This window comes from Paenibacillus eucommiae, assembly GCF_017874215.1.
Taxonomy (GTDB): Bacteria; Bacillota; Bacilli; order Paenibacillales; family NBRC-103111; genus Paenibacillus_AI; species Paenibacillus_AI eucommiae.
This window is the reverse complement of record NZ_JAGGLB010000002.1, coordinates 452,679-478,226: the sequence shown is the minus strand read 5'-3', so window position 1 is coordinate 478,226 and position 25,548 is coordinate 452,679. Positions and strand designations below refer to the sequence as shown.

The 25,548-nt window shown below is 43.6% G+C and carries 29 protein-coding genes and 1 other annotated feature; of the genes, 23 read left to right on the top strand and 6 right to left on the bottom strand.

The window, feature by feature from the left end:
• Nucleotides 1-7: 7 nt before the first annotated feature.
• Together J2Z66_RS04555 and J2Z66_RS04550 are read right to left on the bottom strand one after the other, a co-directional pair.
• Nucleotides 8-1,699, bottom strand: coding sequence for an extracellular solute-binding protein (locus J2Z66_RS04555; protein ID WP_209970164.1), 1,692 nt, complete (start codon nucleotides 1,697-1,699; stop codon nucleotides 8-10).
• A gap of 354 nt (nucleotides 1,700-2,053) precedes the next feature.
• Nucleotides 2,054-2,668 carry a hypothetical protein gene (locus J2Z66_RS04550; RefSeq protein ID WP_209970163.1) on the bottom strand — a complete coding sequence of 205 codons (615 nt, stop codon included), beginning with the start codon at nucleotides 2,666-2,668 and terminating at the stop codon, nucleotides 2,054-2,056.
• 294 nt (nucleotides 2,669-2,962) lie between these two features.
• On the opposite strand from J2Z66_RS04550, the gene J2Z66_RS04545 reads away from it, so the two are divergent.
• The 9 genes from J2Z66_RS04545 to J2Z66_RS04505 all read left to right on the top strand — a co-directional run bounded on the left by J2Z66_RS04545 (nucleotide 2,963) and on the right by J2Z66_RS04505 (nucleotide 8,252).
• Nucleotides 2,963-3,658: an IMP cyclohydrolase gene (locus J2Z66_RS04545; protein ID WP_209970162.1), complete on the top strand. Its 696-nt coding sequence runs from the start codon at nucleotides 2,963-2,965 to the stop codon at nucleotides 3,656-3,658.
• A 17-nt stretch (nucleotides 3,659-3,675) separates the two neighbouring features.
• Complete coding sequence (locus J2Z66_RS04540) at nucleotides 3,676-4,059, top strand: NUDIX hydrolase (RefSeq protein WP_209970161.1); 384 nt, start codon at nucleotides 3,676-3,678, stop codon at nucleotides 4,057-4,059.
• Between the two features lie 6 nt (nucleotides 4,060-4,065).
• Complete coding sequence (locus J2Z66_RS04535; protein WP_209970160.1) at nucleotides 4,066-4,554, top strand: DinB family protein; 489 nt, start codon at nucleotides 4,066-4,068, stop codon at nucleotides 4,552-4,554.
• 18 nt (nucleotides 4,555-4,572) lie between these two features.
• The gene (locus tag J2Z66_RS04530; protein WP_209970159.1) at nucleotides 4,573-4,923 is read left to right on the top strand and encodes a VOC family protein; all 351 of its coding nucleotides are present in this window, start codon (nucleotides 4,573-4,575) and stop codon (nucleotides 4,921-4,923) included.
• A gap of 45 nt (nucleotides 4,924-4,968) precedes the next feature.
• Nucleotides 4,969-5,454, top strand: coding sequence for a DinB family protein (locus tag J2Z66_RS04525; protein ID WP_209970158.1), 486 nt, complete (start codon nucleotides 4,969-4,971; stop codon nucleotides 5,452-5,454).
• Nucleotides 5,455-5,936: 482 nt separating this feature from the next.
• Nucleotides 5,937-6,515, top strand: coding sequence for a histidine phosphatase family protein (locus tag J2Z66_RS04520; RefSeq protein ID WP_209970157.1), 579 nt, complete (start codon nucleotides 5,937-5,939; stop codon nucleotides 6,513-6,515).
• A 153-nt stretch (nucleotides 6,516-6,668) separates the two neighbouring features.
• Nucleotides 6,669-7,064, top strand: a complete 396-nt coding sequence (locus tag J2Z66_RS04515; RefSeq protein WP_209970156.1) for a GNAT family N-acetyltransferase — start codon at nucleotides 6,669-6,671, stop codon at nucleotides 7,062-7,064.
• 196 nt (nucleotides 7,065-7,260) lie between these two features.
• On the top strand, nucleotides 7,261-7,677 hold the full coding sequence (locus J2Z66_RS04510; RefSeq protein WP_209970155.1) for a VOC family protein: 417 nt from the start codon (nucleotides 7,261-7,263) through the stop codon (nucleotides 7,675-7,677).
• A 218-nt stretch (nucleotides 7,678-7,895) separates the two neighbouring features.
• Entirely contained in the window at nucleotides 7,896-8,252 is a 357-nt protein-coding gene (locus J2Z66_RS04505) for a VOC family protein (RefSeq protein ID WP_209970154.1), read from the top strand.
• A 93-nt stretch (nucleotides 8,253-8,345) separates the two neighbouring features.
• On the opposite strand, the gene J2Z66_RS04500 is transcribed toward J2Z66_RS04505, so the two are convergent.
• Together J2Z66_RS04500 and J2Z66_RS04495 are read right to left on the bottom strand one after the other, a co-directional pair.
• Nucleotides 8,346-9,263, bottom strand: a complete 918-nt coding sequence (locus J2Z66_RS04500) for a DsbA family protein (protein WP_209970153.1) — start codon at nucleotides 9,261-9,263, stop codon at nucleotides 8,346-8,348.
• A gap of 15 nt (nucleotides 9,264-9,278) precedes the next feature.
• Nucleotides 9,279-9,596, bottom strand: a complete 318-nt coding sequence (locus tag J2Z66_RS04495) for a winged helix-turn-helix transcriptional regulator (protein WP_209970328.1) — start codon at nucleotides 9,594-9,596, stop codon at nucleotides 9,279-9,281.
• A gap of 240 nt (nucleotides 9,597-9,836) precedes the next feature.
• Between J2Z66_RS04495 and J2Z66_RS04490 the strand changes: the two genes are divergently transcribed.
• The 10 genes from J2Z66_RS04490 (at nucleotide 9,837) to J2Z66_RS04445 (ending at nucleotide 17,472) form a co-directional block, all read left to right on the top strand.
• Nucleotides 9,837-10,184 (top strand): YmaF family protein, encoded by a 348-nt coding sequence (locus J2Z66_RS04490; RefSeq protein WP_209970152.1) that lies wholly within the window; start codon nucleotides 9,837-9,839, stop codon nucleotides 10,182-10,184.
• 198 nt (nucleotides 10,185-10,382) lie between these two features.
• Nucleotides 10,383-10,623: a binding site (T-box leader), on the top strand.
• Nucleotides 10,624-10,669: 46 nt separating this feature from the next.
• On the top strand, nucleotides 10,670-11,845 hold the full coding sequence (locus J2Z66_RS04485) for an aminotransferase class I/II-fold pyridoxal phosphate-dependent enzyme (RefSeq protein WP_209970151.1): 1,176 nt from the start codon (nucleotides 10,670-10,672) through the stop codon (nucleotides 11,843-11,845).
• Nucleotides 11,846-12,146: 301 nt separating this feature from the next.
• Nucleotides 12,147-12,599, top strand: coding sequence for a DMT family transporter (locus J2Z66_RS04480; protein WP_209970150.1), 453 nt, complete (start codon nucleotides 12,147-12,149; stop codon nucleotides 12,597-12,599).
• Nucleotides 12,600-12,611: 12 nt separating this feature from the next.
• Nucleotides 12,612-13,364, top strand: a complete 753-nt coding sequence (locus tag J2Z66_RS04475) for a DUF3891 family protein (protein WP_209970149.1) — start codon at nucleotides 12,612-12,614, stop codon at nucleotides 13,362-13,364.
• A 79-nt stretch (nucleotides 13,365-13,443) separates the two neighbouring features.
• The gene (locus J2Z66_RS04470; protein WP_245375259.1) at nucleotides 13,444-13,767 is read left to right on the top strand and encodes a hypothetical protein; all 324 of its coding nucleotides are present in this window, start codon (nucleotides 13,444-13,446) and stop codon (nucleotides 13,765-13,767) included.
• Nucleotides 13,768-13,960: 193 nt separating this feature from the next.
• Nucleotides 13,961-14,383 (top strand): VOC family protein, encoded by a 423-nt coding sequence (locus J2Z66_RS04465; protein ID WP_209970148.1) that lies wholly within the window; start codon nucleotides 13,961-13,963, stop codon nucleotides 14,381-14,383.
• Nucleotides 14,384-14,402: 19 nt separating this feature from the next.
• Nucleotides 14,403-15,596: a VOC family protein gene (locus tag J2Z66_RS04460; RefSeq protein ID WP_209970147.1), complete on the top strand. Its 1,194-nt coding sequence runs from the start codon at nucleotides 14,403-14,405 to the stop codon at nucleotides 15,594-15,596.
• A 74-nt stretch (nucleotides 15,597-15,670) separates the two neighbouring features.
• A complete protein-coding gene (locus J2Z66_RS04455; protein ID WP_209970146.1) occupies nucleotides 15,671-16,465 on the top strand; it encodes a VOC family protein in 795 nt (264 codons plus the stop codon).
• Nucleotides 16,466-16,725: 260 nt separating this feature from the next.
• Nucleotides 16,726-16,947 carry a hypothetical protein gene (locus J2Z66_RS04450; protein ID WP_209970145.1) on the top strand — a complete coding sequence of 74 codons (222 nt, stop codon included), beginning with the start codon at nucleotides 16,726-16,728 and terminating at the stop codon, nucleotides 16,945-16,947.
• A 6-nt stretch (nucleotides 16,948-16,953) separates the two neighbouring features.
• Nucleotides 16,954-17,472 carry a VanZ family protein gene (locus tag J2Z66_RS04445; protein ID WP_209970144.1) on the top strand — a complete coding sequence of 173 codons (519 nt, stop codon included), beginning with the start codon at nucleotides 16,954-16,956 and terminating at the stop codon, nucleotides 17,470-17,472.
• A 216-nt stretch (nucleotides 17,473-17,688) separates the two neighbouring features.
• On the opposite strand, the gene J2Z66_RS04440 is transcribed toward J2Z66_RS04445, so the two are convergent.
• Nucleotides 17,689-17,967, bottom strand: coding sequence for a hypothetical protein (locus J2Z66_RS04440; protein ID WP_209970143.1), 279 nt, complete (start codon nucleotides 17,965-17,967; stop codon nucleotides 17,689-17,691).
• A gap of 180 nt (nucleotides 17,968-18,147) precedes the next feature.
• On the opposite strand from J2Z66_RS04440, the gene J2Z66_RS04435 reads away from it, so the two are divergent.
• The 3 genes from J2Z66_RS04435 to J2Z66_RS04425 all read left to right on the top strand — a co-directional run bounded on the left by J2Z66_RS04435 (nucleotide 18,148) and on the right by J2Z66_RS04425 (nucleotide 20,100).
• Nucleotides 18,148-18,816: a tetratricopeptide repeat protein gene (locus J2Z66_RS04435; protein ID WP_209970142.1), complete on the top strand. Its 669-nt coding sequence runs from the start codon at nucleotides 18,148-18,150 to the stop codon at nucleotides 18,814-18,816.
• A 100-nt stretch (nucleotides 18,817-18,916) separates the two neighbouring features.
• The gene (locus J2Z66_RS04430) at nucleotides 18,917-19,378 is read left to right on the top strand and encodes a DUF86 domain-containing protein (RefSeq protein WP_245375258.1); all 462 of its coding nucleotides are present in this window, start codon (nucleotides 18,917-18,919) and stop codon (nucleotides 19,376-19,378) included.
• Nucleotides 19,379-19,467: 89 nt separating this feature from the next.
• A complete protein-coding gene (locus J2Z66_RS04425) occupies nucleotides 19,468-20,100 on the top strand; it encodes a helix-turn-helix transcriptional regulator (protein WP_209970141.1) in 633 nt (210 codons plus the stop codon).
• Nucleotides 20,101-20,368: 268 nt separating this feature from the next.
• On the opposite strand, the gene J2Z66_RS04420 is transcribed toward J2Z66_RS04425, so the two are convergent.
• Nucleotides 20,369-21,253, bottom strand: coding sequence for a helix-turn-helix domain-containing protein (locus J2Z66_RS04420; protein WP_312894391.1), 885 nt, complete (start codon nucleotides 21,251-21,253; stop codon nucleotides 20,369-20,371).
• Between the two features lie 315 nt (nucleotides 21,254-21,568).
• Here J2Z66_RS04420 and J2Z66_RS04415 point away from each other — a divergent pair, with 315 nt between their 5' ends.
• A complete protein-coding gene (locus tag J2Z66_RS04415; RefSeq protein WP_209970139.1) occupies nucleotides 21,569-25,429 on the top strand; it encodes an S-layer homology domain-containing protein in 3,861 nt (1,286 codons plus the stop codon).
• Nucleotides 25,430-25,548: the final 119 nt, after the last annotated feature.

The window sequence follows — 25,548 nt, the reverse complement described above, 5'->3', positions numbered from 1 at the left end:
CTATCAATTAATTACTTTTAGCGGCGTACCAATCATTCAATTCCTTCAGGATACTGGTTCCACCCAGGTTATGCCATTGTTCCGCATAATCGTCGAACGAATCAAGCGGCGCCAAATTAAGAATGATCTTGGTCAATGCTTCTGTTTCCATCTTCGCAAGCGTTGCGTTATTTTCTACCATTGAAGGGAATGGTGCAGTCGTCAGTTCGTTATTGAGATAAAGGTTGTTTTTTCGGTAATAATCAGCTACCGACATGGAGCCGCCTTTGTTGAATATGAGATTATAGCCCCAATTGCTGTTGTCGCCGCCCTGGAACTTCTGAATTTTATCGTATACACTTTTTTCCTCAGTCGTTAATTCGGACGTATTGGAAGTTTCCAGTGCCTGAATAACCCGCAAGCTCACCTCGATGTTTTTGAACGACTTGTAAGCGGAGATCGCGTTAAGCAGCCAAACCTGTTCGTCTTCATTTGAGGCTTCGATATACTGCTTCTTGAAAATGTCGTCGATGTTATTCTCGTAACTGATTTCCCGCCAGAAGTCGAGCAGCTTGAGCACTGCTTCCGGATGTTGAACGCCTTTCTTTACAACCCAGTAAGCGGCAACGCCCAGCTCAGCCTGGGACAAGGCCGGCTTATCATCTGCTGAGGTAAGTGCAAACGCCTTCCATTCCATCGACGGATCCTTTTCCTTAGCCGCTTGCAATGGAAACAAGCCGGCATAAGGAGGATTGTAGAACATACCAATCTTGCCGTTCGCAATTGATTCATATACTTTGTTTGCATTTTTGGCGCCAAATTCGGGATCGATCTGTCCGCCTCTGAACATCTCTTGCAGCTTGCCAAAAGCTGTCTTTATTTCGGGCTGGATCGTACCGTAGGTCAGCTTGTCCGCATCATCCTTGATCATCATCCTGGGATAAGCATGAAAGCTGTTGAAGAATCCTGTCAGTAAATAGAAATCCATATCGACTGCTAGTCCGTACGTATCTTGTTTCTTGTTGCCGTCAGGATCCTGTGAGGTAAAGGCTTCGCTGATTTTCAAGACATCGTCCATCGTTTTCGGTTCCGGCAAATTGAGCTTCTTCAGCCAATCAACGCGTACATACAGCATTTGAGCCCCTTCCCGGCTTGGTGAAGTAAACGGAATAGCCATCAGCTTGCCGTCAATCGTCGCCGAATCCAGCGCAATGTTTCCTTCTTCGGTCAGCAATGCCTTAACGCCATCACTAGCATGCTTCTCATAAACCTCCGTCAGATCCGCAAGCATACCAGCTTCCGCAAGCTGCATGAATTGGACAGCCGATACCTGGAAGAAATCAGGAATTTCGCCGGAGGCGATCGACAGATTCATTTTTTGTTCAAATTGACTTGGATCAACTGCCCATAAGGTTTTCAGCTTAATGCCGTATTTCTCTTCGTAAGCCCGAGTCCAATAATTGTTCTCCATGGAGTCGCCATTGGCGAACTTAACCGTTGGTTGCTGCACGCGTACAGTCGTTAATTCGATTGGCGGATCGTATTTACCGCCCTCTGGCAAATTAGCCTTCTTCGGAATTTGCTGTGCAGCTGTCAAATCCGGAACTTGTGATGACTTGCTCCCATCTCCGTTACTGCTGCCTTTCCCGCTGCTGCACGCTGCAAGCACAAGTGCAAATAACAACAGCAGAGATACACCTTTGCCCCTCGTTAAGTTCATGTTCTTTCCTCCCTTACCATATTTTACTGGTACCGTCGCAAGTCCGAAGCCGGCTTGCTTACCCTTATCTTATGGTTTGGGCTTCTGCCTTAAAAGCAGCAATTCTGGATGTATTGAACCTTTTCACGCTTTTAAGCAAGATTGAATGGTTTGTGAATAAAAAAGCGGCAATTGAATATTTCAATCTCCGCATTGATTTACAAAGGAATATGAAGATAAGGAGCAGAAAATGATACATAATCTCTTACTTTGGATTATGTAGAATGGTTTGGAGGCGAGGAGGCTATTCAAACAGCCAAAGAAGATAAAGTCGATTTCGAGCGTGGTTCTGTCTGAAGGTACGCCGATTATCCATCAATCAGATCCGCCCAAGGAACTTCCTGAATTCTCTAACAATGCAAAGGGGAATTCGTGATTATGACGATTGCGAGACGAATAAGCGTCTTCTCCGACTAATACCCAACCCTGCTCTTCCTGAATCCACTGGAATTCTAGCCCCTTAATTCGAACGATGTGTGCAAGCAACTCCGCGAGTTCCTCCTCATTAAAAATGTACAAGGATTGGAATGATTCCTTCACCACTTGCGCAAAGCGATCCCACTCTTCCGGCAGCACGGCAGTAAATCGGAACAAGAGTAGGAAGGGAAGGGCAACTGGTCCTCTATAGTCCGGATGGCGACCAATGGCGTCACTGATTCTTTCCAGTTCTTCAAATCGAAACACATATGGATGGGGATGGGCCTGATCATCCCAAGCAATCTCCAGTCCTTCATCATCAGCCTTCGTTGCCAAAAGCAGGGACAGCAGCGAGAAATCCTCATCCAGCTCCAATTTGAATATCATTTGATCATGGACTGGCATGATTACCATATAATTCTCTAGCTCGGGATAGGTCCGTTCAACTTCTGTCAGCCAAAGGTAATCCGACCAAAATGATTTATTGTATGCAAGTTTATTAATAATGTCCATTGCTACACCTCCACTTTTCACTCTAACGGGCAGAGTTTATTTGATTATTTCTCCACGAAACTGCTGAAAACCTGCTCAACGATCAACAACTTAGCAGCAGAATTTTTGTTGAACAAGGGCTTACAATTTATGGTATGGTAGAGTTATCCAATTGTAGAAATTACCTTAAGTAAAGATGATGGTGTAGGACTAGTGCTGGAAAGATTTTTGAGCGAGTCTCTAAATACAACCATACTTTAACCATACTTCCTCCGCTTAACGCAGAAAGACTATAACAATTTCAAGGAGACTTATATGAAACAGCTACAATCTAATCCATATCCTGGCCGCGGTATGATTATCGGTATGACACCCTCAAGTTCCCATTTTGTACAAGTATATTGGATTATGGGGAGAAGTGAGAACAGTCGAAATCGGGCATTTCAAAAAGAAAATAATGATGTGAGAAATATCGCCTTCGATGAAAGCAAGATGACAGACCCTTCTTTAATCATTTATTACCCCATCAAGAGCATTGGTAATTACCATATAATAACAAATGGAGATCAGACCGACACTATTTTGGAAGGCATTAAAGCTGGAGAATCATTGGAGAAATCATTGTTTAAGAGGGAGTATGAACCGGATGCCCCCCATTATACGCCTAGAATATCTGGACTTATAGACACTTCAGAAAGCCGCTACTCCTTATCTATTCTAAAAAAAGCACATACCCACGTAGTAGGCTGCCAGAGATATTTTTATCATTATGATAGCTTTGTTTCTGGAATCGGGCATTGTATTCATACATACAGCAGCGAAATAGATGGCATCTTAACCCCTTTTACTGGTGAACCATTTGAAGTGGAATTGATGGATGAAATTGAAGATGTGAGAGATCATTATTGGAAATTACTAAACCCTGAGAATCGCATCTCCTTGTTAGTAAAGTTTATCGATACCAGAAATGGTGATACGGAAATAACAATATTAAATAAATACCAGATCTGAGAAAAGGAGGGCAAAAGATGCTGGAATTCATTTCTGAGATATCCTCAGATAAACAAATAGGTGGCGTGCATTGCGTCCCGATATTAGACAATGGGAATGTGGTGGTGGTTTGGGATCGGGAAGAAAAGGTGCTGACCACAATTGGAATCGAATTAGGAGAAGAAAAAACTCTTTTTGCAAGCTGGTATTGGAAAGAATATGACGCCTATCGATTGTACTATTTAGCACGGGTAAAGAAGTTTGTTGAAATGCCCCAAGGTTATGAGACAACAGGTTATGTAATTATGAATTTTGAAACGGCAATCGACATGATGAAGAAAATAGAAGGAAGAGAAGAGCGAATAGAAGTTATTAGAAAAGCGGGTATTTTATCCGGCCAACTAAAGAATGAGATGGAGTGACTAACGATGTCAATTGAACTCAAAGAATTGAAAGAACTCATCGCATCATTTGAAGAATGGATTTCGTTCACAAATTTGCTGCAGCAAATATCGGAAGAAACTTGGAACTCCAGCATTGAGCAGGGGAAGTGGACCGTTAAGGACATAGTCAGTCACATCATGCTGTGGGACAAGTATTTTTATGAAGAAGCCATTGAAAAAATTGCCTCTGATAAGCCAGTTACGCTTAGACATTTAAACTATGATGATTTTAATAGCGAGGCAATTGAGTATGGTAAAACTATCACAACGAATGAATTACTGGAGAAGGCCGTATTTTATCGCAAGAAGATCATTGGTGATATAAGTTCACTATCAGAAGAGACCGTGAATCGGAGTTATTTAGACGGTAGTGGCCATGTATTCAGTATCCCGCAATACCTAAAGGATTTTATCTGGCATGACCAGCATCATATGGTGCCGCTGAAGGAATACTTAAAAACAATACATGCATGATTGAGGTGCTTAAATCTAATGAGAATAAAAGAATCAGGGTTTATTTTGTTTTTAGAAAATTATGAAGAGAATGTAAAGTTTTATACTGAAAAGCTTGGTCTTCCAATAAGAGAAAGAAAAGAAGGTTTATCTAAATTGGATTTTGGTGGAAGCTACTTGATGGTTGAGCATCAGGGTATATCAAATGAAACGGAGAAGAATAGGGCTCAAAACCCAACTGTCATAAGAATAGAAGTAGAAGACTTTGACCAAACAATTGAAGAGCTTGAAAATCGAGGCTTATCAATACAAGTTCATAGATTTAATTGGGGAACAATCGGAGTCATTATTGATCCGGAGGGAAATAGAATTGAAATAAAGGACTATTGATTTGGCTTAAAGTGAAGAAGGAATATCTTCAGTGAGGTGATTTTTATGGAGAACATTATAAACCTGTTGGTAGATAAATTTATCGAGATTGAGAAGAGAACTCTATTAGTTCTAGATCAGTTAAGCGATGAACAAGTCAATTGGAGTCCTAATGAAGCCAGTAATAGCATAACAAACTTAATTGTACATATTTCAGAAAACATCCATGAGCGAATAAGTAAAGGGATAAATAATAAAGATTTTATAAGAAATAGAGATGCAGAATTTGAAAACATGTATAGAACTAAAGCGGAATTAAAGCATATTTTCGAACAATCATTTGAGGAATTAAAGGATACCACACGGAATATGACGGAAACTGCATTTTTGAGAACGCAAGTAGTTAGAGATAGGGAGAGAACCCATTTAGACATGTTATTTCAATGCGCAGCACATTTTTCAGAACATATGGGACAAATATTATATATAGCTAAAATAATTTTAGATGATCAATACGTTACGACGACATTGCCTAAAAAGAAAATCACTTAAGGACGATGTTTTTCATCGTTAAATAAGGTTGTGGAGTCGACCTGGTACTTTTAGCGATGAAAAACATCGTTAAAATAGCAGAACCTCTTGGTTGTGCCCGCTGGCGGGGCCGATCTTCAGTCTCAGCGGCTTGGCCCCCGCGGGAAATCTCCTTCCATCCAGAGAAAATCCCTTGCTGGCTGTCCGTTTGAGCTTGGTGTTCGTTCGGTTGTAGCTAAAGAGAGGTAAGGGGTGTGGGAGGAAGAGCGATAGCGTCCGCCTTTAAAGAATTGTTCCTACCCTATCAACCATTTCATTCAAGGGAACAAATCTTTAACAGCGGCTGGAGCCCACGCTCCTTACCTCCGCAACGCTCCCACGTCATGAACACGCACATCATAAGACGCCGCAAGGCGTTTTTTTATTTTTTAAGCCTGCAATGTTACATGCAATTCATGTACAATTGGTTCATTAACGATCTTTTGTATTTTAAGGAGGGCAAAATGGTAGTTGTGAACAATCAAACAATTATATATTTTGTGAGACACGCTGAATCGTTATATGTTAAAGGAAAAGAGCGTTCAAGAGGGCTCACGGCAAAAGGAATCGTCGACTCCAAAAAGATCAAGGACATCCTCATGCAGGAAGAGGTTGATATTTTGATTTCAAGTTCTTTTGAGAGAGCGATCCAGACCATCAGAGCATTATCACTTGAGTTGAATAAAGAAATTTTATTGGAAGAGGACTTACGGGAGCGGCAATTATCAGGAGAAGATTTCAGCATAACTGATTTTATGGAATCGAAGCGAATGGTTTTTGAAAATCAAAAGCTTTCATTTCCTGGCGGAGAATCAAGCGAACAAGCGCAGGAAAGAGCAGTAAAGGTGCTGCAGCGTTATATGGAAAAGTTTAATGGAAAAAGAATGGTCATTGGTACACACGGAGATATAATGACGCTAATGATGAGCTGCTTTGATTCAAGATTTAACTTTGATTTTTGGAAGTCAACAACGATGCCTGACATATATAAGCTGGAGTTTAACGGTGATAAACTAGTTAAAGTTTCAAGGTTATGGAAATGATTATCTGTGAAATAAATAACAGAAGTTTTCAAATAAATGGGATATAATATTGAATAAATAATACAAGTATTCAGCATCCAAGAACATAATGATCTTAAGAACGGCGCCAGATGCGAACCTGTCCATTGATCAGGTAAAGAAAGGTGAAATCCTATGATTATCTACTCAGAAGAAAAAGTTCAAGATGCCAAGGATGTTGCGGAGGTTTTCAAGAACTCAGGAATTAAGAGGCCTTATGAAGATCATGATAGAATACAGAGAATGATAGATAATTCGGATGTTCTGATAACCGCCTGGATGGATGGAAAAATGATAGGCTTAGCCAGAGCATTAACCGACTTTGCCTATTGTTGCTACTTATCTGATCTTGCCGTAGATATAAATTACCAAAAACATGGAATTGGAAGGAAATTGGTAAAATTACTAAGGGACAAAATCGGAGATGAATGTTCTTTAGTACTGTTGGCAGCTCCAGGAGCTGTTGAATATTACCCGCGAATAGGTTTTGCTAGAGCGGATAAAGCTTTTGTAATAGGAAGGAAGAAATAAATCACACTAGCAAATAATATAGCAATCTAGAAGAAATCCCAATGTTTGTTTCTTGCTATAATAGTGGAGGATGAAACGATTTATCAAGGGAAGGAGTAGGTAATAGAACCACGCTAACGCCCCGGATATTTCAATGGTAAGTTGTCCACTTTGATTAGGTGTCACGCAGCATAAATAAACTTAGAGGTGATAACCCATGGCAGCTAAAGCAGATAAAATTTTTGTGAATTTACCAGTGAAAGATTTGAAAAAATCCATTGATTTTTTTACTAAGATAGGCTTTGAATTTAACCCCCAATATACCGATGACAATGCAACGTGTATGGTTATCAGCGAGCATATATACGCTATGCTTTTGGTTGAAGATTTCTTTAAAACATTTATCAAAAAAGAAATTTCAGATGCAACAAAAACCACTGAAGTTATTGTAGCCCTGAATGTTGAAAGCAGAGAAAAAGTAGATGAGCTTGTAAATAAGGCGCTGGCAGCAGGTGCACTGCCTTCAAACGACCCCATTGATCATGGCTTTATGTATGTAGGAAGCTTTCAGGATATAGACGGTCATCTCTGGGAGTTCATGCATATGGCCGAAGGTGATGCCGAGCAGGCTTAAGCTGGAATCTAATTTATCACTTTAATCATAGAAGTCCGGAGATCCTGGCAGATTATTTTGCTGGCTTTCGGGCTTTTTTCATGCGAATACAGGATGCCTTCAATTTCTTGATAGCTATATTTCTTTTTTGGTAATATAAAGAGTATGATAAGCAGAACAACTTAGTGACACTATTTGCGTAGAACGGAACATTGAGCACTTAGAGCGGAGGGTTACTTATGAAAGCTACTAAACTTCGTCCATTTATTCCATCAGGCAAAGACTACACGCTCGCACAGCACTTTTTTGAAGATCTTGGTTTTGAAAAAGTGTACTCAGATAACTCGTTGAGTATCTTTCGAATGGGGGAACAGGAATTCTATCTGCAAAACTTCCACAACCAGGAGTTTCAGGAGAACTTCATGGTAGAACTGGTTGTCGAAGATCTTGATAGTTGTTGGACGCATTTGCAAACAACTGCTCTTGATAAGAAGTATCCGATTAAAATGAAAGAGCCGACTGTCTACCCTTGGGGGAAGCGCGAAATCAACATCATTGATCCATCAGGCGTTTGCTGGCATATTTCTGAAGGATAGAGCTAAAGAGTTGACCTACAGAGTGAACCTACTGAGTTGACCTACCGAACAGACCTTCCTGCTGGAAGGTCTATTTCTATTGGCATGGCTGCATTATCTTTTTTCGATATAGGCTTCTCCAAGAATTTCTTTTAGTGTATAAGCATCGGGCGAGAGCTCTGCTTGTATAAAAGAGGCAACCTCATTTTGATTAAGATCATACATAACCTCTATTTCTTTTGAAAACAAACGTGTTTCCTTCTCTAGGAGCTCTGCTAGTGCGGGGATTGGTTTAGCTTGAATGGCTTCATTCTGCAGAGCTTGCTGCAGTCCCTTCACGTAGTTATCCAGTGACCTTGCGCCGACGATCTTCACACCCTTGTTCTCCTCGTTTACCATAATGATCGTAGGGAATCCACGTACACCTAGCGACTTAGAGAGAGCGAAATCCTCATCTAACAATTGCTGTCCCGCTGGAAGGTTTGCCTCTTTCACGATGGCTGCTCCGTCGAGTCCTATTTGATTTACAATTTCAATCAGAACGGGATCTTCTCCTATATTTAGATTAAAAGCAAATACAGCTTCCCTTGCCCTGCGTAAAAAAGATTTAGCCATTTGCTCATCTATTTGCTGTATAACCTTAAATACACGTGAAGGCGGATATGATGATTGGATCGGATTATTGAGCCACAATGAGCCATCTATCGGCATGCGCGAATGTTCTCCAACTTCCCTCCAGTGCGGGGCTACATCTGCAGGATTATTAATCCCATTCTTCACATCGGCAAAACCGCCCCAGCCTGCCAGCAAACCACCCATCACAGTGTGGAATTTAACATATTGCCCATACTGCACTTCAAACTGGCGCAAAACCGGCTCTAACGCCCAACAATGGGAGCAGATCGGGTCAGTGACATAGTATACATGAACTACCTTTTGGGGCTGATTGAGATCAATGGTTTCCAAGGCATCCTCGCCAGCTTCCCCGCATACACCTGTTTCCAAATCGCAAATCATCTTGTTGTTATTCATAGTGCTCTCCTCTTCTCATGGCTGATTTTGATAATGTAGGGCCCATTTCTGAATAGGTTCGAGAGCGGCTGTTAAGGAACGTCCTTTTTCCGTCAGTTCATACGCAATAATGACGGTTGGTGCTGCCGTTACTCTCTTAATAATTAATTCGTAATCGACGAGCTCTGACAGTTTTAGCGAAAGGGCTCTTGGTGTTATATCCGTAAGGTCTCTTTTTATTTCAGAAAAATGGGCCGAGCCATTCTGACAAAGTGACAGGTAATGCAAGATTAAACCGTTCCATTTCTTTCCCAATATGCTAAATGAATATTCCAAATAGGGACAAATTTGAATTGAAATCGCCTCCCCTTATGAATATAGTATATCTCATATAAAAAATATATCAAGTATAAAAAATATATCACCATGAAAATTTCTTAGTTTTCGTTTTCTGCTATATAAAAGCGCCGACAGATTCTTTAGTGGTGATTACACACAATTTAGAAATTTCTTGTGATTCTAGTTAACTAGCTATCACAAATCCCTTCAATTTTAAATATACTATGATAACTAAATCGAAGGGGGATTTTTCATATGAGTATACGGAAATCAGCGAAAAGAAAAACGAAAAAACAAACTCATCTACATGAATTTGAAGGCAGCACTAAATTAGCAGAACAGGGTGCAGATAGGCATAATCATCGATTTGCAGGTGTTACAGGTCAAGTGATCCCGGTAGGCAACAGTCATGTCCATGAAATAGATTTGACGCATACCGATTTCTTGAACCATTTTCATAATCTCAAAAAAATAAGGACCGGACGTGCAATTCCTGTTGGCAACGGCAAGCATGTACACTTTGTTACAGGAAGAACAACTCTTAATGATGGTCATGTTCATCAGTTTAATTTTGCTACATTAATTCAGAAACCGCTCGTCTAAAAAAATCCTAAACGCATGCAACTGTCATATTGCGGTTGTTTGCGTTTTCCGTTTTGCAGCCAAAGCAGCAGCCCGCCTCCCCCAAATGGAGCGTGTGACTCACACTTAACGATGTTTTTGATCGTTTCCGTTTGAGAAAAAAAAGTTGACAAACGGGTGAAGTATGTTTATGATTGGTTTAAATTTCATATCGGAACACAAAATTCGATGAAGAGAAATAGTAGGTTGCACATCTGATCTAACAGAGAGTTGGGATTGCTGAAAACCAACGTCCAGGTGTTAACTGAAAGCCATCTCCGAGAAGCAAGCTGAAATTTAGTAAGCTCTGCCGCATTTCCTGCGTTACTTGGAACACGTATTGTTGGATACGTGAGTTGAGTGTCACTTCTTTTTGAGGTGAAACTAGGGTGGTAACACGGGTGCAAAACTCGTCCCTTATACAGGGGCGGGTTTTTTTTGTTTTCCAAAAAAGGGAGGAACTAACGATGACTAATCATTCAATGGGAGATTTTATCTCGCCAGCAGTACGGGAAATGCGTCCATCAGGTATTCGCAAATTTTTTGATTTAATCGATGGCAAGAAGGATATTATTTCACTTGGGATAGGGGAGCCTGATTTCGTCACACCCAAACATGTTAGAGATGCTTGTATCCTCGCACTGGAGAAGGGCAAAACTTCCTATACGCCTAATTCCGGACTATTGGAGCTTAGGGAAGCGATAGCAGAGTATTTGTTCAATAGCTTTGATGTCCAATATGAACCGGCTGATGAAGTATTGGTTACCGTTGGAAGCAGTGAGGCGATTGATCTTGCTTTACGGGCTATCATTACTGAGGGCGATGAGATCTTGGTACCGGTTCCCTGCTACATTTCATACTCCCCGATCACTTCTATTGGCGGAGGAAAGCCTGTCGAAATCGAAACTTTTGCTAAGGATAATTTCAAGCTTACTGCTGAAGCACTTACGAGCAATCTCACCTCCCGGTCAAAGGTACTCATCCTTTGCTATCCGAATAATCCGACCGGGGGTGTAATGTCATATGAGGATTGGTTACCTATTGCGAGAATAGTCGAGCAGCATAATCTAATCGTAATATCCGACGAAATTTATGCGGAGCTTACGTACGACCGGAAACATGTGAGCTTCGCTTCGCTTCCAGGTATGAAAGACAGGACTATATTGGTCAATGGGTTTTCCAAAGGCTTTGCGATGACTGGCTGGAGAGTGGGGTATGCCTGCGGTCATCGGGAAATCATCTCGGCCATGTTGAAAATTCATCAATATACCGTGATGTGTGCACCTATCATTGGGCAGATTGCAGCAATCGAATCTCTGTCAGCAAATGGACTGGAGGAGAAGGATCATATGATCGAGTCCTACAATCAACGCCGGCAAATGTTTATTCAGGGGCTAAGGGATATCGGCTTACCCTGTCATGAGCCTTTCGGAGCGTTTTATGCATTTCCATCAATTTCACACACGGGATTAAGCTCGGAACAATTTGCACAGAGGCTGCTTAATGAGATGAAGGTGGTTACGGTCCCCGGAGATGTCTTCGGTCCAGGTGGAGAAGGATTTGTTAGATGTTCGTATGCTACCTCGCTTTCACAGCTTCAGAAGGCTTTGGAACGGATGGGAACTTTTATGAATCGATTATGATTTAATAGATTTTCAAAAATATTCATTATTATCCCTGATTAGGTACTTAGGGGCGTGTGAGTATCGATTTTTTCAGTAATTTGATATAATAAATACCATGGTCAGCTTAATGAAACTTGCTTTTATTTCTTTATTTTCCTAGAATAGGTTGATCAAATGGATGATACATTTAACTTAGTGGATGCTTGGATTTTTTATGGAACGACACTGGAGGATGTTGAATAATGAGTAAATGGATAATTATAGAATCCGTGCATCTACATCGTAATCACAAGCAGCATAAAGCCCTGGTAATTAAAAGATGAGCCAGCTATTTTTTGTTGTTATGCTTATTTTGTCGGGGCTCGGGCTGAGCTCTCAGGCAGCAATTAATGGAGGGCTTGGCAAAAATACCGGAGCCATGGAGGCTGCATTGATCTCTTTTCTCATTGGCTCCATCGGGCTTATCCTGTTGGTATTATTTTTTGGGAAAGGGAACTTGCTTGAAGTGTTTAAGGTGCCTAAATGGCAGCTTCTTGGAGGATTGCTCGGCGCCATTTATATTTCTATACTCGCTTATGCCGTGCCTAAAGTAGGTGTGAGCATCTCTGTTATTTCTGTAATATGCGGCCAAATGACGATGAGTATGCTGATTGATCATTATGGCTGGTTCCAGAGTCAGAGGCTGCCGATCAATGGATATCGGGTGATGGGTGTAATGCTGCTTCTTGCTGCAGTAGTTTTTATTTATCGGGGAAGCACAGTGAATAAATAGGGGGCCACAAGGATGATTGTTCGTGAAACAGAACATGACTTTGTATTGTATCAACAGCATGATCATGCGTTTCTGTCGGGTGAAGCAGCGAGCAATTTGAAGGAGCAACTATTTATTAATGACAGTTACGTCCAGGATGTATTATTTGCTATTTATGAACATGATAGAAGCTGGATCCGTTTAGATGAGACTCCTGTTTGGAATGATCACATTAGGGCACCGTTTTCGTTTACGGACTATCCTTTTTTACCTAAATTAACGTTATACAGCTATGGATTAGATGAGACTGAGAGCAGGAATGAATATGCTGCTTTATTGTGCAGTCTTTATTATTCATCCTTTCAACCGATTAGGGATTCCAAGCAAGTAGAAGCTGTGAGTTTTTATGATCAAGAATTGGCAAGACAGCAGCGGATTATGAAAAAGTTGAATCTTTCAGAAGAGTTGGTCAAGAAGCATTTCAAGCTGTTACAAATATGTGATGAAATTTCTTTGTATGTTTGCATGAATGAAGAAGGCGCCAGCAAAGAAAATGAGCATCCCTGGTATAAGGACGGCTTAAAAACTATAGTTGATGACCAGGCAATCGCAGCAAATTGGCTGAACACAGAAACCATTCGTTTAACACCCTTTTTATTCAAAAAGGAATTTACAGCATCTATTAGATTAAAACGGGTTCCGAAGCAGCTCATTCTTCAGTTGGGCATCGCGTTGGCTTACAGCCAGACTCCTTTTTCGGAGCAGGAAGTACATTTTGTTAAGTAATAGATTTAATGATCGAAAAGACTTGTATGGCGTGATGCTTTAGGGAATCTGCTTAAATGTAGAGAAGAGGAACCGGGACATGGGTGAACAAAAATATTCCGAAATCATACGCTCTGAAAATACGAATAAAAACTTAAAAAAAGATGATCTTCCCTTAATCCGCTGGTATGAAGAAAACATGACTTTTGAAACTTTACGTGAAGCGGATGAATGGGTTTATAGCGATACGTTTAATAAAATTGGTTATGATTATGATGGATATAAGACGACTGATCCTAAATTGGCGTATGCCCTTCTTTACCACTTAATTCGAGCAAATACGCTGGGAACAGAAACAAGGAAGGTTTATGCGGATGAAAAGCTTGTTGATAACACCAATGTTTATATGGTCTGGGTAAAGTAACTCATATTTCCTGAATATCATTCACCTAGAAGCACCTTCTGACTGCATGAAGAGGGTGTTTTTTTGCATTTAAATGTATTCCACCACTTGTAATTACAGATAAAATTTGTTATTCTAAAATGAGAACAAATGTTCTTTATTTGAAACGTTCTTCTTATCAAAAAAGTAACAAAACCATGAAGGAGCGATACAAATGAGCATTGACACGAAGAAGAAAATGCTAAAGCGAATTGATTGTGCTTACGTACCGGTAGCTGATCCAGCAGTTGCGGCAGAATGGTACGAGCGTGTACTGGGTCTGGAGCTGCGCTCACCTATAAAGCCTGGGCGCGGTGCGATCATGATTATGGGAGACGGACAATGGCTGTTCCTGCTGCCAAGCCCCAATGCGATTCCGCTGACATTCACGACAACCGGTTGGGCGGAGGATGATACTCCGGTTGAAATGTTTGCAATCTGCTTCGAAACGGAAGACATATATTCGCTGAATGAATCACTCCAAGCCGCAGGCGCATGGAAAGAGGAAGACTTTGTAGATGAGTCCGGCTGTGGATTATCGGTTACGTTCAAGGATCTGGACGGCAATAAATTTCAGGCTTGGCAGCAGCCCAAATAACAGTCGCGGAGGGTGTTAGATGAAAACGTCAGCAAACAAAATTCCGATCCAGAATCGTGTGGCGAGCATTTTCGTGCATGTAACTGATTTGAGGCGTGCAGCGGAGTGGTACAGTGAATTGCTTGGGCTGCCGGTAAAGGAGGAACGGCTGAATGGTGGGCCCGTATACTGGTTCGATATCCCCGGAACAGGACTGATCCTTGATAACAATGCGAACAATCGCTTGAATCCGGATTGGCGGGAGGAAATGAAACCGCTTATTATGTTCTCCTGTGAAGATATTGATGAGGCGTATGCATATGTGACGGAGCATGGCGAACCGCTTATGAAGCCCGAGCATCACCCGGGCATGGCATATTTTAACTTCCTTGATCCTGATGGCCGTGCGTATATGGTGTGTTGGAGCAATGGGGTAGCGGGGTCTGAGTTGGACGAGTCTAATGAGCCTTTGACCACAAGCCCGATTCGTCCACGCATCGGCGGCGTATTTGTAAACGTTCGTAATATGAAATCCGCGGCGAAGTGGATCAGTGGTCTGCTGGGGTTGGCTTGCCGGGAGGAAGATACAATCCAGTCGATTTATACGGTACCGACGACGACTGGAGCGGCCATCCTGCTCGACGATAATCGCTTCCGGCAAGGCGAGAATTATGAAATTCCGTTCATGTTCGCATGTGACGATATTGAAGCTGCGTTCCAATATGTCTCTGAGAAGGGAATGGATGTGTTTCACGGCATAGAGGGGATTGGTGTGAAGTTTTTCACGCTTCGCGACCCGGACAACAACCTTGTAATGGTGTGCCAGGATGGAGAGGAACCTTCTGGAATCATCGACGGCTATACGCTCGTCCAGCTGCCGGTTAGAGATTTGCCACGTGCGGTCTCGTTTTATCGAGATGTACTCGGATTTATCCTTGAGCATCCAGAGCGGCCTATCGAGGAGCACGCATTTTTGCGAACCCTTTCCGGGCAAGGGCCTGGACTTCACTTATTAGAAGTGGAGAGTGATGAGTACAAGCACGATCATTGGTATCGCGGTGAGCAGCCAGTTCATGGGCTTGAGCTGCACAGCCGCGATGTTCGAGCTTTGCATCGCAGGCTTGTTCGCGCGGGCATACGTATCGAAGCAGAGCCTTATTTCGTCGAGCCATGTGGTGGATATGTGAAGTTTTATGATCCGGACGGCCATCTTATTTGTGTCAACCAGTCGTGACTAACAAGTTTGAATAAGCTACATATGGTCGGGTAAAGTGACATATTTTTATCATTTTAAGGAGGCTGTTTTGTTTGGCGAATCCCAGGGCAATTGGCTCGACGCTGCCTGTTCTCATGGTTAGCGACCTAGCACGTTCACATGAGTATTATCGGAATGTACTTGGCTTTAATGTTACAGATTGGTGGGTGGAGCGGGACGGCTTGAACGGTTTCGCGCTTAAAATGTTTCAAGCGGATCACGTGGACGATGTGCGACCGAATACCCCAGCCAAAGGGGCAGCAATCGGCGTGGACGTTTACGCCTATGTGGACACATGGGATCAGTTGGAATCGCTGCTGAAAGAGTTCAAGGGAAAAGGGGCAGACATAGCGCAAGATATCGTCACCTACCCGGACGGAGGGCCGTGGAAGGAATTTATCGTCCGTGATCCGGACGGATATGCCTTTGCTTTTGGTGGTGTAGATGGAAGGCCGGGTGGACGACGCAGTCCCTTGCGCCCTCACATTTCCGGGGTAACCCTCTGGGTACGCAATCTTGATGCTGCAGCAGAGCGATATGCAAAGCTGCTCGATTTGAACGTTTCACCAGAGGATCGTTACTTCGGGCATATGCACGTATTTCATTTGGAGAATGGTACGGACCTGGCACTTGACTCCAATGGGATGGAACACATCCCGGTACCGCCGCCTGCACCAGGCCCTGTATTATTCACTATACATACAGACGACATCGATGCTGCCCACGATTTTGTGATTCCGCTTGGCTTTGAAATCGTTTATGGAATTAAACATTTTCCCGGAATGGCCTTTTTCAACATGCGCGATGAAGACGGCAACATCCTGACGATTGTTCAGTCAAAGCAATAAAGAATAACGGCAGTCTGGAGCTTGAGTAACAAGTGCTAGACTGCCTTCATCTTGTTAAGATTTTGAGAGAACTTGACTGGACTGCCGGGATGAGGGCATTTTCTTCTTTTTTTGTACATTGTTTAAACATTATTTTCATGCTAACCTAATAGAGGATTATATCCTTTATGGGAGTGACAACTTATATGTCGAATAACTTAATATATTGGACTTATTTAGGTCTAGTGTGTGTAGTGCCGCCCCTTTTGGGGATCTTGCTTATGAGAAGAACGAAGAGGCTGAACTTTTCATTCTGGGTATCAACTATTGTGAATGTTGTGCTTACCGGAGCAGGGGTGCTTTGGTGGTACTCAGTGAATGAAGATTCGTTTATAAAAGTCTTTGGCGCTGTTTTTTATGCAGTTGCTTGTGTAAATGTTATCGTTCTGGAATTGTTTGCGCTCGTAAGTATGCGTCAAAAATCCACTTCAGAGAAAGGTTAGCGAATCATGACCCGTTATTCATCCCGTCGATTTTATTTACTGCTCGGCGCCGCTATCCTATGGATGGCGGTTATTTTCTATAAATCTGCCGAGTCCTATCAGGAGCAAAGCCTGCTTCCATTTTTTGCAGATTGGATATCAGATCCTGACTTGTCCAGTTGGTTGTCCCCCTTGGAATTTACCTATGATGGCGGGTTAGTTAGTTGGAGGGATCCTTATGGGATGCTGGAATTTTTCATCCGCAAAGGAGGACATGTCGTCGGTTATGCGATCTTGTCCCTGCTCTTGGGCTACGCCTTCCTGGCCAGACCCATAAAGAGCTCGACAGCGATTCTGTTATCTTCCCTGATCTCTGTACTTTATGCCGCTTCAGATGAATGGCACCAATCCTTTGTGGAAGGAAGGACAGGGCATGCCATTGATGTGGGTGTGGATTCCATTGGTGTTTTACTTGTGCTCATTTGGCTATTTTATTCGGAGTACCGCAAAAGAAAACGTAACCGATACAGCTACAGCTACCGTTAAAAAAGCATCTAAATGCGATAAAGCTTATCCATGGATAATACAGTGGTTATGACGCATATATATCGGGAGAGGCTAAATACATGGAGACATGGATGGTCCTTACAGACAATCTTCAAGTATTTATTCCAGATTTCCATCAACAAATTTAACGTTTCAGTAAGTGCAAAAAAAAAAGAACGGTCATATCGACCGATCTGGGGAAACTTGTTATTACTTTTATTTTTGTTCTCTGGCTGCCTGGGGATTAGCCGCCCCGAAATTTTTTTCTTTCGAGTACCAGCTCGAATTGGCTAAGAAAAAGCCGACAATGGCAAATATAATCAAGCGAATGGGAATCCAAATGATGCGGATTTCACCTTGTGTAATGAATTCGATGGTTCCGAAGAAAAGGGTAAGTAAGAGACTCCATGGCAGGACCCCGTAGAATAATAAATATTTGGATCTTCCCAGTTCTCTTTTCTTTCTCCAATTTGTTTTCTGCTGTTCGTTCATCATCCGCATCTCCTTTAGCCTACATCAACCTTTTTTGAGCTTTCACAAAAGTATAACATTGGACAAAGAAAATGACCAATCGAATACTGGTGCGAGCAATAATTGAAAAATGCTTAGTCGACTGGAATATGGTAATATAGTTAAGGTAATACGTAAGCAAGTCCTGAAGGGAGGTAGGATTCTTTGGGTAAATTTTTGTTGTTTCCTTTACTGTGGTTTCTTACGGGCAGTCCTTTTCTTGCGATTCTCATCCTTGTGATTATATTCTACCTGCTTGATCGAAGGTTTGTAGGGATCACACCTAATATTTTCAGACCCTTCCAGCTTAGCCGTCGTACTGCAAAATGGAGGCAGGAACACCGTGCGAATCCGCATAACACTTCAGCTAAGCTGGAGCTTGCCAGAGTACTCATTGAAAGAAAGAAATACAGCGAAGCAACGGGTCTTCTTGAGCAAGTCATGATCACAATGGAAAATTCGGCTGATGTTCATTATGAGCTAGGGCTATGCCATTTAAGACAGGGCGATATTGCTGAAGGAGAAAGACTCATGTTGAAGGCATTGGAGTTAAATCCTAAAGTCAGGTATGGAGATCCGTATTTGCGGATGGGAGAGGCTATGGCCACGAGCAATCCACAGAAGGCAGTCTCCTATATGGAGCAATTTCAAGAAATTCATTCTTCGTCTTGCGAGGCCTATTACCGGCTTGGACAGCTTTATCAGCAGCTGGGACGCGCTCAAGACGCTAAACAGGCTTTTCGAAGCAGCTTGGATATCTATAGAGGTCTGCCGCGTTATAGCCGGAGAAAGCAGCGTCGATGGGCGATACTCGCCAGATTGAAGTCATTATAATTAAAGGATGATGCATGATGAAATTTGAATATTTGATGCAAGCAGTTCTCCTCATATTTCTAGTTATCCTGACCTTTATCGGGATGCTCGGTTGGAGTAAATGGAAGAAAAAGGGGCGGAGATAGCGGCTATGTATTTCGTTGATCATGAGCAAATCGATCAGAGACTTTCGTTTCTTGCCGTCATCGTGGAAGCATGCGAGCGTATTATCAAAGATGAGCAAGACGGTAATTCTACACTTCTCACACAGCTAGCTCAGGAGAGAGTGCTTCACCTTGCTATCGAAACGGTAACAGATGTATGCAGCTTGCTGATTGATGCCTTTATACTGAGGGATGCCAGCAGTTATGAGGATATTATTGAAATTGTGCAGGGAGAAGATGCATTTGATCATAGGCTGGCTGCGCTCCTGCTTGATCTTGTGAAGCTGAGAAAACAGCTTGTCCAGGATTTCATGAGTTGGGATCGCAGTCAGCTTCATCCGATCATAAGCCAAATGCCGGAGGCTTTGCCGAAGTTTACCGCGCAGATACGTGTTTTTATGGATAAAGAGCTTTCATAAATGGTTAATTTTTGTGTTAACAATTAATTTACTTATACTAGCGAGTGCGGTAAAATGGTGCTAAGCAAAGGCTGGAAGTAGGTGAGCTTATGAACCATGACTTAGAGACATCCACGCGTAAAGTGATCCTTTCTATGCTTAAGACGCAAGGTCAATTAAGTGTTGCCAATATGTCCGAGCAGCTTGGTGTTACCAAGATGGCGGTCAGAAGACATTTAAATACTATGGAACAAGAAGGTTTATTAAATACGAGATTAGTCCATCAACCGATGGGAAGACCCGCTAATCTTTATTTTCTTACGGATCGTGCTGACAGCTTGTTTCCCAAAAATTACGAGCTTTTAACCTTGGATTTGCTCGGAGAGCTGCTGGAGGAAGAAGGTCAGCAAAGAATCGAGTTCCTGTTCAAGAGAAGAGAGAGCAAGCTAACTGCTAAATATCAATCCAGAATGCAGGCGGATAGCCTTAAGGAACGTGTCTCAGAGCTGGTTAATATTCAGAATGAGAACGGGTATATGGTGGATTGGGTGCAGCAAGAAGAAGGCTTTATAGTAAGCGAGCATAACTGTCCAATTGCCCAGGTAGCTGTCCAGTTCGAGCAGGCCTGCCAATGTGAGCTTTCTTTATTTCAAAATTTGCTGGATGCAGAAGTTGAAAGAACGGAATGCCTCGCCAAGGGAGGCACGAAATGTGTGTACGTGATCCAAGGCAGGCCGGTTTAACGTACAAATATAAGAAAGAATCGTCAGTGGCGTATCTTTCAGTGGCCTCTTCTGATGAATAAAAGGGGTTCGTCCTTAGATTACAGAACGAATGCCCCTTTTGTGTGAATCGTTGCCAGCCATTTATAAAAGGATATAGTATACTATATCCATTCTGATCCACCCGCGAGCAATAACCAATAGTGGATTAGTAGACAGATGAGATCTTCTTTCGGAGGTCTCTTTTTTTGTTGTATTCCTATTTTTATAGTATGGATTCCTAGAACGATCAAATCCGGGCGACTATCGTTTTCGCATATTCCGAAGGAGACATGCCAGTCATTTTTTTGAAATCTTTGGAAAAATAGTGGACGCTGTTGTAGCCGAGCAAATCGGCGATCTCCGTATAATTGTATTTCTCCTCGCGTATGTACGTCTTTGCTTTGTCGATCCGTTTCCGTTTGATGTATTCGGTAACACTGCAGCCGATTTCCTTCTTGAAAATGTAGTATAGCTGCGTCCTGCTGATGGAAAACGCGCTGACGATGCTGTCTAAGGAGAGGTTCGCCTGTACGTGGGCGTCAATGTGCGCGACGACGCGGGTGGCGATTTCCTTCTCCTGCTTTTCCTTTTGCGTCGATGTCAGCTTACCCGAAGGAAGGTGTGACTCGCTTTCTCTGATCATGCTGATAAGCAAAATTTCCAAATAGTTTTTCACCATATGCTCGCAGCCGAACAGCGCATTTTTTCTTCGCGCGATCGATTCCTTCTGCTTCTCGAGCGGGGAAGGATCAAAGGTGTTCCGTCCTTCATTGACCATCTGCGTCAAATAGTTCCTTTTGCCGTCGTCGACCTGAAAGTACTTGTTTCTCAGACGTTGCAAGGAAGAGGTGCGGCAATCAAAGGAAACAATCAGCAGATTTGGGGGGCTTTTCGGATTTACTCTTCCTCTGCGAAGCTGATGCGGGGGCAAAAACAAAATGCCGCCCTGCCGCATATGGAATTCCGTCTGCTCCGTGATCAGTTCGATTTCCCCTTTGTCCACGTAGAGAAATTGCCAGAATGAGTAGTCCAGCCCGACATCTTCAACGTAATCTTTAGGCAGCTCTTTGTAGTGGAAACTTACGATTTTATCGACAACGACTGTCTCCCGCAACTTCAACATTCTCAGCACCAATGAAGAAGTCTCCTTTCCGCTCCGAATCAACGTTTACGAAGTATTTATATGTATTCTTCTCTTTCAGCGGTTTCCCTTCTGAACGAATGAACAAAAACTGAGATTTATAATGCAAAGAAACCCGAATTTGAACCTGATATACTGAAGCTCAGAATGGAGAAATCGCTTTCAAAAGACAATTTCTCGATTGGAGGTGGATTCCGCTTTAAATCAAATGGGTGTATTTTCTTGTAAAGGTAATATTTATATCGTACAGACTTTAAGACTACACGTCAAAGAATATTTGCACAAAATGGACAAGGAGGAATTTTATTGATACGCGCAATTAGATCGAAATCGAAATGGGCCATCGTTTTACTCGTCATGCAGCTAATCCTCGTCTCTTTGCCGCTCGCGGAAGTGAACGCCGAAGGAAAAGAACCTGCGTATTCGGCAAACGAGGATGTTCCAAACCTGATCGCAAATCCCGGCTTCGAAGACGATTTCGCTGGCTGGGACGTTTCTTTTCCGGACACGGTGGCCGAAATTACGGATGAGGCGCACAGCGGCAGCAAAGCGATCAAAGTCAATGCGAGCAGTCAGGAGCAAACCGTGCCGGTTGTTTCGGGGAAAAGCTACAAAATGACCTTTTGGGCGAAAAGGGCCGGACCCGAGGAGCTAAATGTGGTCGGCATCAACTTTTGGGACGTTCCGGGGCTCGGCCTACAGGGGGCTCGTGTATCGGTCGATTCGAGCGAATACAAGCAATATGAAATTTATTTCACCGCTCCGGCCGGTTTTTCCTATTCGACGATTGTCATTTTTAAAGTTCCCGGCACTAGTTGGGTTTATGTGGATGATGTGACGTTACACGAGCTGCCGAATTTAGCGGCAAACCCCGGCTTCGAAGACGGCCTTGCCGGCTGGGACTTGTCGTTCCAGGACACCGTTGAAAGCATTACAAGCGACGCGGCGAGCGGAAGCAAAGCGCTGAAAGTAAATGCGAGCAGTCGGGAGCAGACGGTAAACATCGTGACGGGCCAAAGCTACAAAATGACCTTTCGGGCGAAAAGGACCGGACCTGAGGAACTGAATGTGGTCGGCATCAATTTCTGGGACGTTCCGGGAATCGGCTTGCAGGGGACCCGAGTTACGGTCAACTCCACCGATTATAAAGAGTACACGGTTTATTTCACTGCACCTGCAGGCTATTCGAAAGCGACCATTGTCGTCTATAAAGACATCGGCACCGGGTGGGTTTACGTGGACGATTTTGTACTGACGGAATGGAGCGCTCAGAGCGAGGAACCGAAGCCAAAACGAAACGATCGAACGATTTTGTCGGAACAGTCGAAACCGCAGCCGTATTTGATGTTGATGCAGCAGCCGGACGCCAACACGACGACTCCGGAAAAAGTGAAGGACAACATCGAATATATCGAATCGCTGCCGTTCGACGGCATGATGATCACCCCAACCTTCTCGTATAAGCTGATGTCGCGCGAACAGGTTTCATACGAGACGATCTATGACGAGCTGAAAGTATTAAAAGGATTGTTTAAGCGGATGGATAAAAACTACTTGGAATTTTTTTCGAACCGGCCCGCCGATCCGAACGATCCAACAGGAATGGGCGATAGCGTTAACACCGCCTCAAAATCGGGCGATCTATTCGACGACGAAGGGTGGTCCATTGTCGAGCAAAACGTAAGAAATTTTGCCCGCGCTGCTAAAGAGGTCGGAATTACGCGTATTCTTTACGACAATGAGGAGTATTTCCGCAGGTTTTCCTCCTACCCTCAAGACTCCTACTATAAAGAGAAATCGTTAAAAGAATATCAGGACAAAGCTAGTGAACGCGGAAAGCAGATCATGAATGCCATCGTCAGTGAAATACCCGATGCCACCGTTTTGGTGCTTCACGGTCCGTATTTGTCGGATCGGAATAAGCCGGACTGGTTTACGAAAAATGTTGTCGGAACCGTAAACTTGATGGGACCGTATTTCATCGGCATGCTGCAGGCGGTTAAAAATGCCGGAAACAAAGCAAAGCTCGTCGACGGCGGTGAATTGTATTTGACGCGATCGGAGGGGGATTTTGAAGACGCCCTCCAGTTCCGCAAATACGAGCTGGCAGATTCTTACCGCAGCAACGATTTTATCCCGGAAGAATTGAGAAAAGATTTCGTGGATAGCGTAAACATGGCTTTCGGCGTTTACAATATGCCATGGCAGAAGAACTATCCGATGACTCCGCAAATTATGAGAACGACACTCGAAAACGCGCTCCGTTCCACCGAGGAGATGGTCTGGTACTATACCGAACCGCCGGGCGGACATTGGTTGATTCCCGGGAGCATGAGCCAGGAATGGTTCGACGCCGTCATCGGAGCGAGACAAGCGGTCGCGGACGTAATGACCGGAACGAACCGGATATACAACGGCGGATTCGAGTTTGACGATGTCAACTGGGATCTCTCCGGCAGCGCCGAAATTATGCACGCTCTCGGGTCGACTTTGACGGCGTTCTCCGATGCAGACGCGCTCGTCATCGGCAAGGAGCAGGGAGCGGCGAAGCAGAAGCTGACTACCGGGTTGAAGCAGGGAAGCGAATACATGCTGAGCGCGTGGGGGAAAGCATTGGCGCAAGACGACCGGGCGCAGGTCGGCATCGTCTTGAAGGATGAACAGGGCAATGTCGTGAGCGAACAATCGTTTCAGCTTGAAGCGGAGGATTACAGCAAAGGGTCCGTCTCCTTCGTCGTACCGTCCGACTACAGCAGCGCGGAGGTTTACGCGAAGAGGGAGGCAGGCACCGATTATTTTTTCATCGATGACATCATTTTGCGCGAACGCGTAGAAGCAAGTAGCAACGCCGACTTGAGCGGACTGACGTTATCGAGCGGCGCAATAAGTCCCGCATTCGCATCCGAGACAACGGCCTACACGTCCAGTGTGGCTAATGGTGTTGCGAGCCTTACTGTAACGGGGAGTTTGTTCCATAGTAACGCCACGATGACGGTGAACGGAATTCCAACAGAAAGCGGTCAAGCGAGCGGAGCCATTAACTTGAGCGTGGGCAATAACCACATTACTATTGTAGTGACGGCTCAGAATGGCACAACGAAGACCTATGGGATTACAGTGACTCGCGCGGGATCATCCAGCAGCAGTAGTAGTGGTGATAGTAGCGCTGGTTCAACATCCTCAAGCGACAACACCGTTACCGCTATAGATGGCAAACTAACACTTCCTGTAGGTAAAAAAGGAAAAGTTAGTTTGGGAGATGCGGTTACGATCGTTATTCCTGCTGATGTAACAGACAAAGAATTGAAAATAACGATAGACAAATTAGCGGACATTCAAAAATTGCTAACGAATCAAGACATTCTAGCCAGTCCGGTCTTTGAAATTTTGAAAAACATATCGGACAATTTCAAAAAAACTGTGACCCTAACCTTTACTTTTGATCCGAACAAAGTGAAGAGCAATCAACGGGCAGCAGTACACTATTATGATGAAGCGAAGAAGGAATGGGTGGAAGTCACGGGCGGTAAGATTAACGGCTCCACCATCACCGTTGAGGTTAATCACTTCACTAAATTTGCGGTATTCATTGTAGGTGAAGCACCTCTGACAAATACGAAACCGGATAGTACGTTTACCGATATTTCTGGACACTGGGCTGAGGCGAACATCAAGTTGGCGGTAAGCAGCGGAGTCGTTAGCGGTTACCCAGACGGAACGTTCAAGCCTGGGAAAACCGTGACGCGTGCGGAATTCGTGATGATGCTGATGAATGCGCTCAAGCCGCAAGGAGAAGGAGCGGCACTCACGTTCACGGATACAGCGAAGATTGGAGCTTGGGCACAGCAAGCGGTTGCGCAAGCGGTGCAAGCAGGCATTATCCAAGGATATGAGGACGGCAGCTTCCGTCCGGATGCAGAAATAACACGTGCTGAGATGGCGGTTATCCTTGCCAATGCGTTGGGTCAGCATGGCGGATCGTATGCTGCAACAGGCTTTGCGGATGATAAGAACATTCCAGCATGGGCGAAAGAAGGCGTTGCTTACGTGAAGCAAGCAGGCATCGTGCAAGGTAAAGGCGATAACGAGTTCGCGCCTCAAGACCATGCGACAAGAGCCGAGGCTGTAACGGTACTGCAGAACATGTTGACACACAAGAGCAAGTAAAGTAAAAACCATCCTATTTTGAACCAAGATGCAGAAAGACCGTTTTTAGCCTGAGAAATGGCTTTAAACGGTCTTTTCGTTGTTTTTCGTTAACATCATATGTTCATAATCTTCTACCC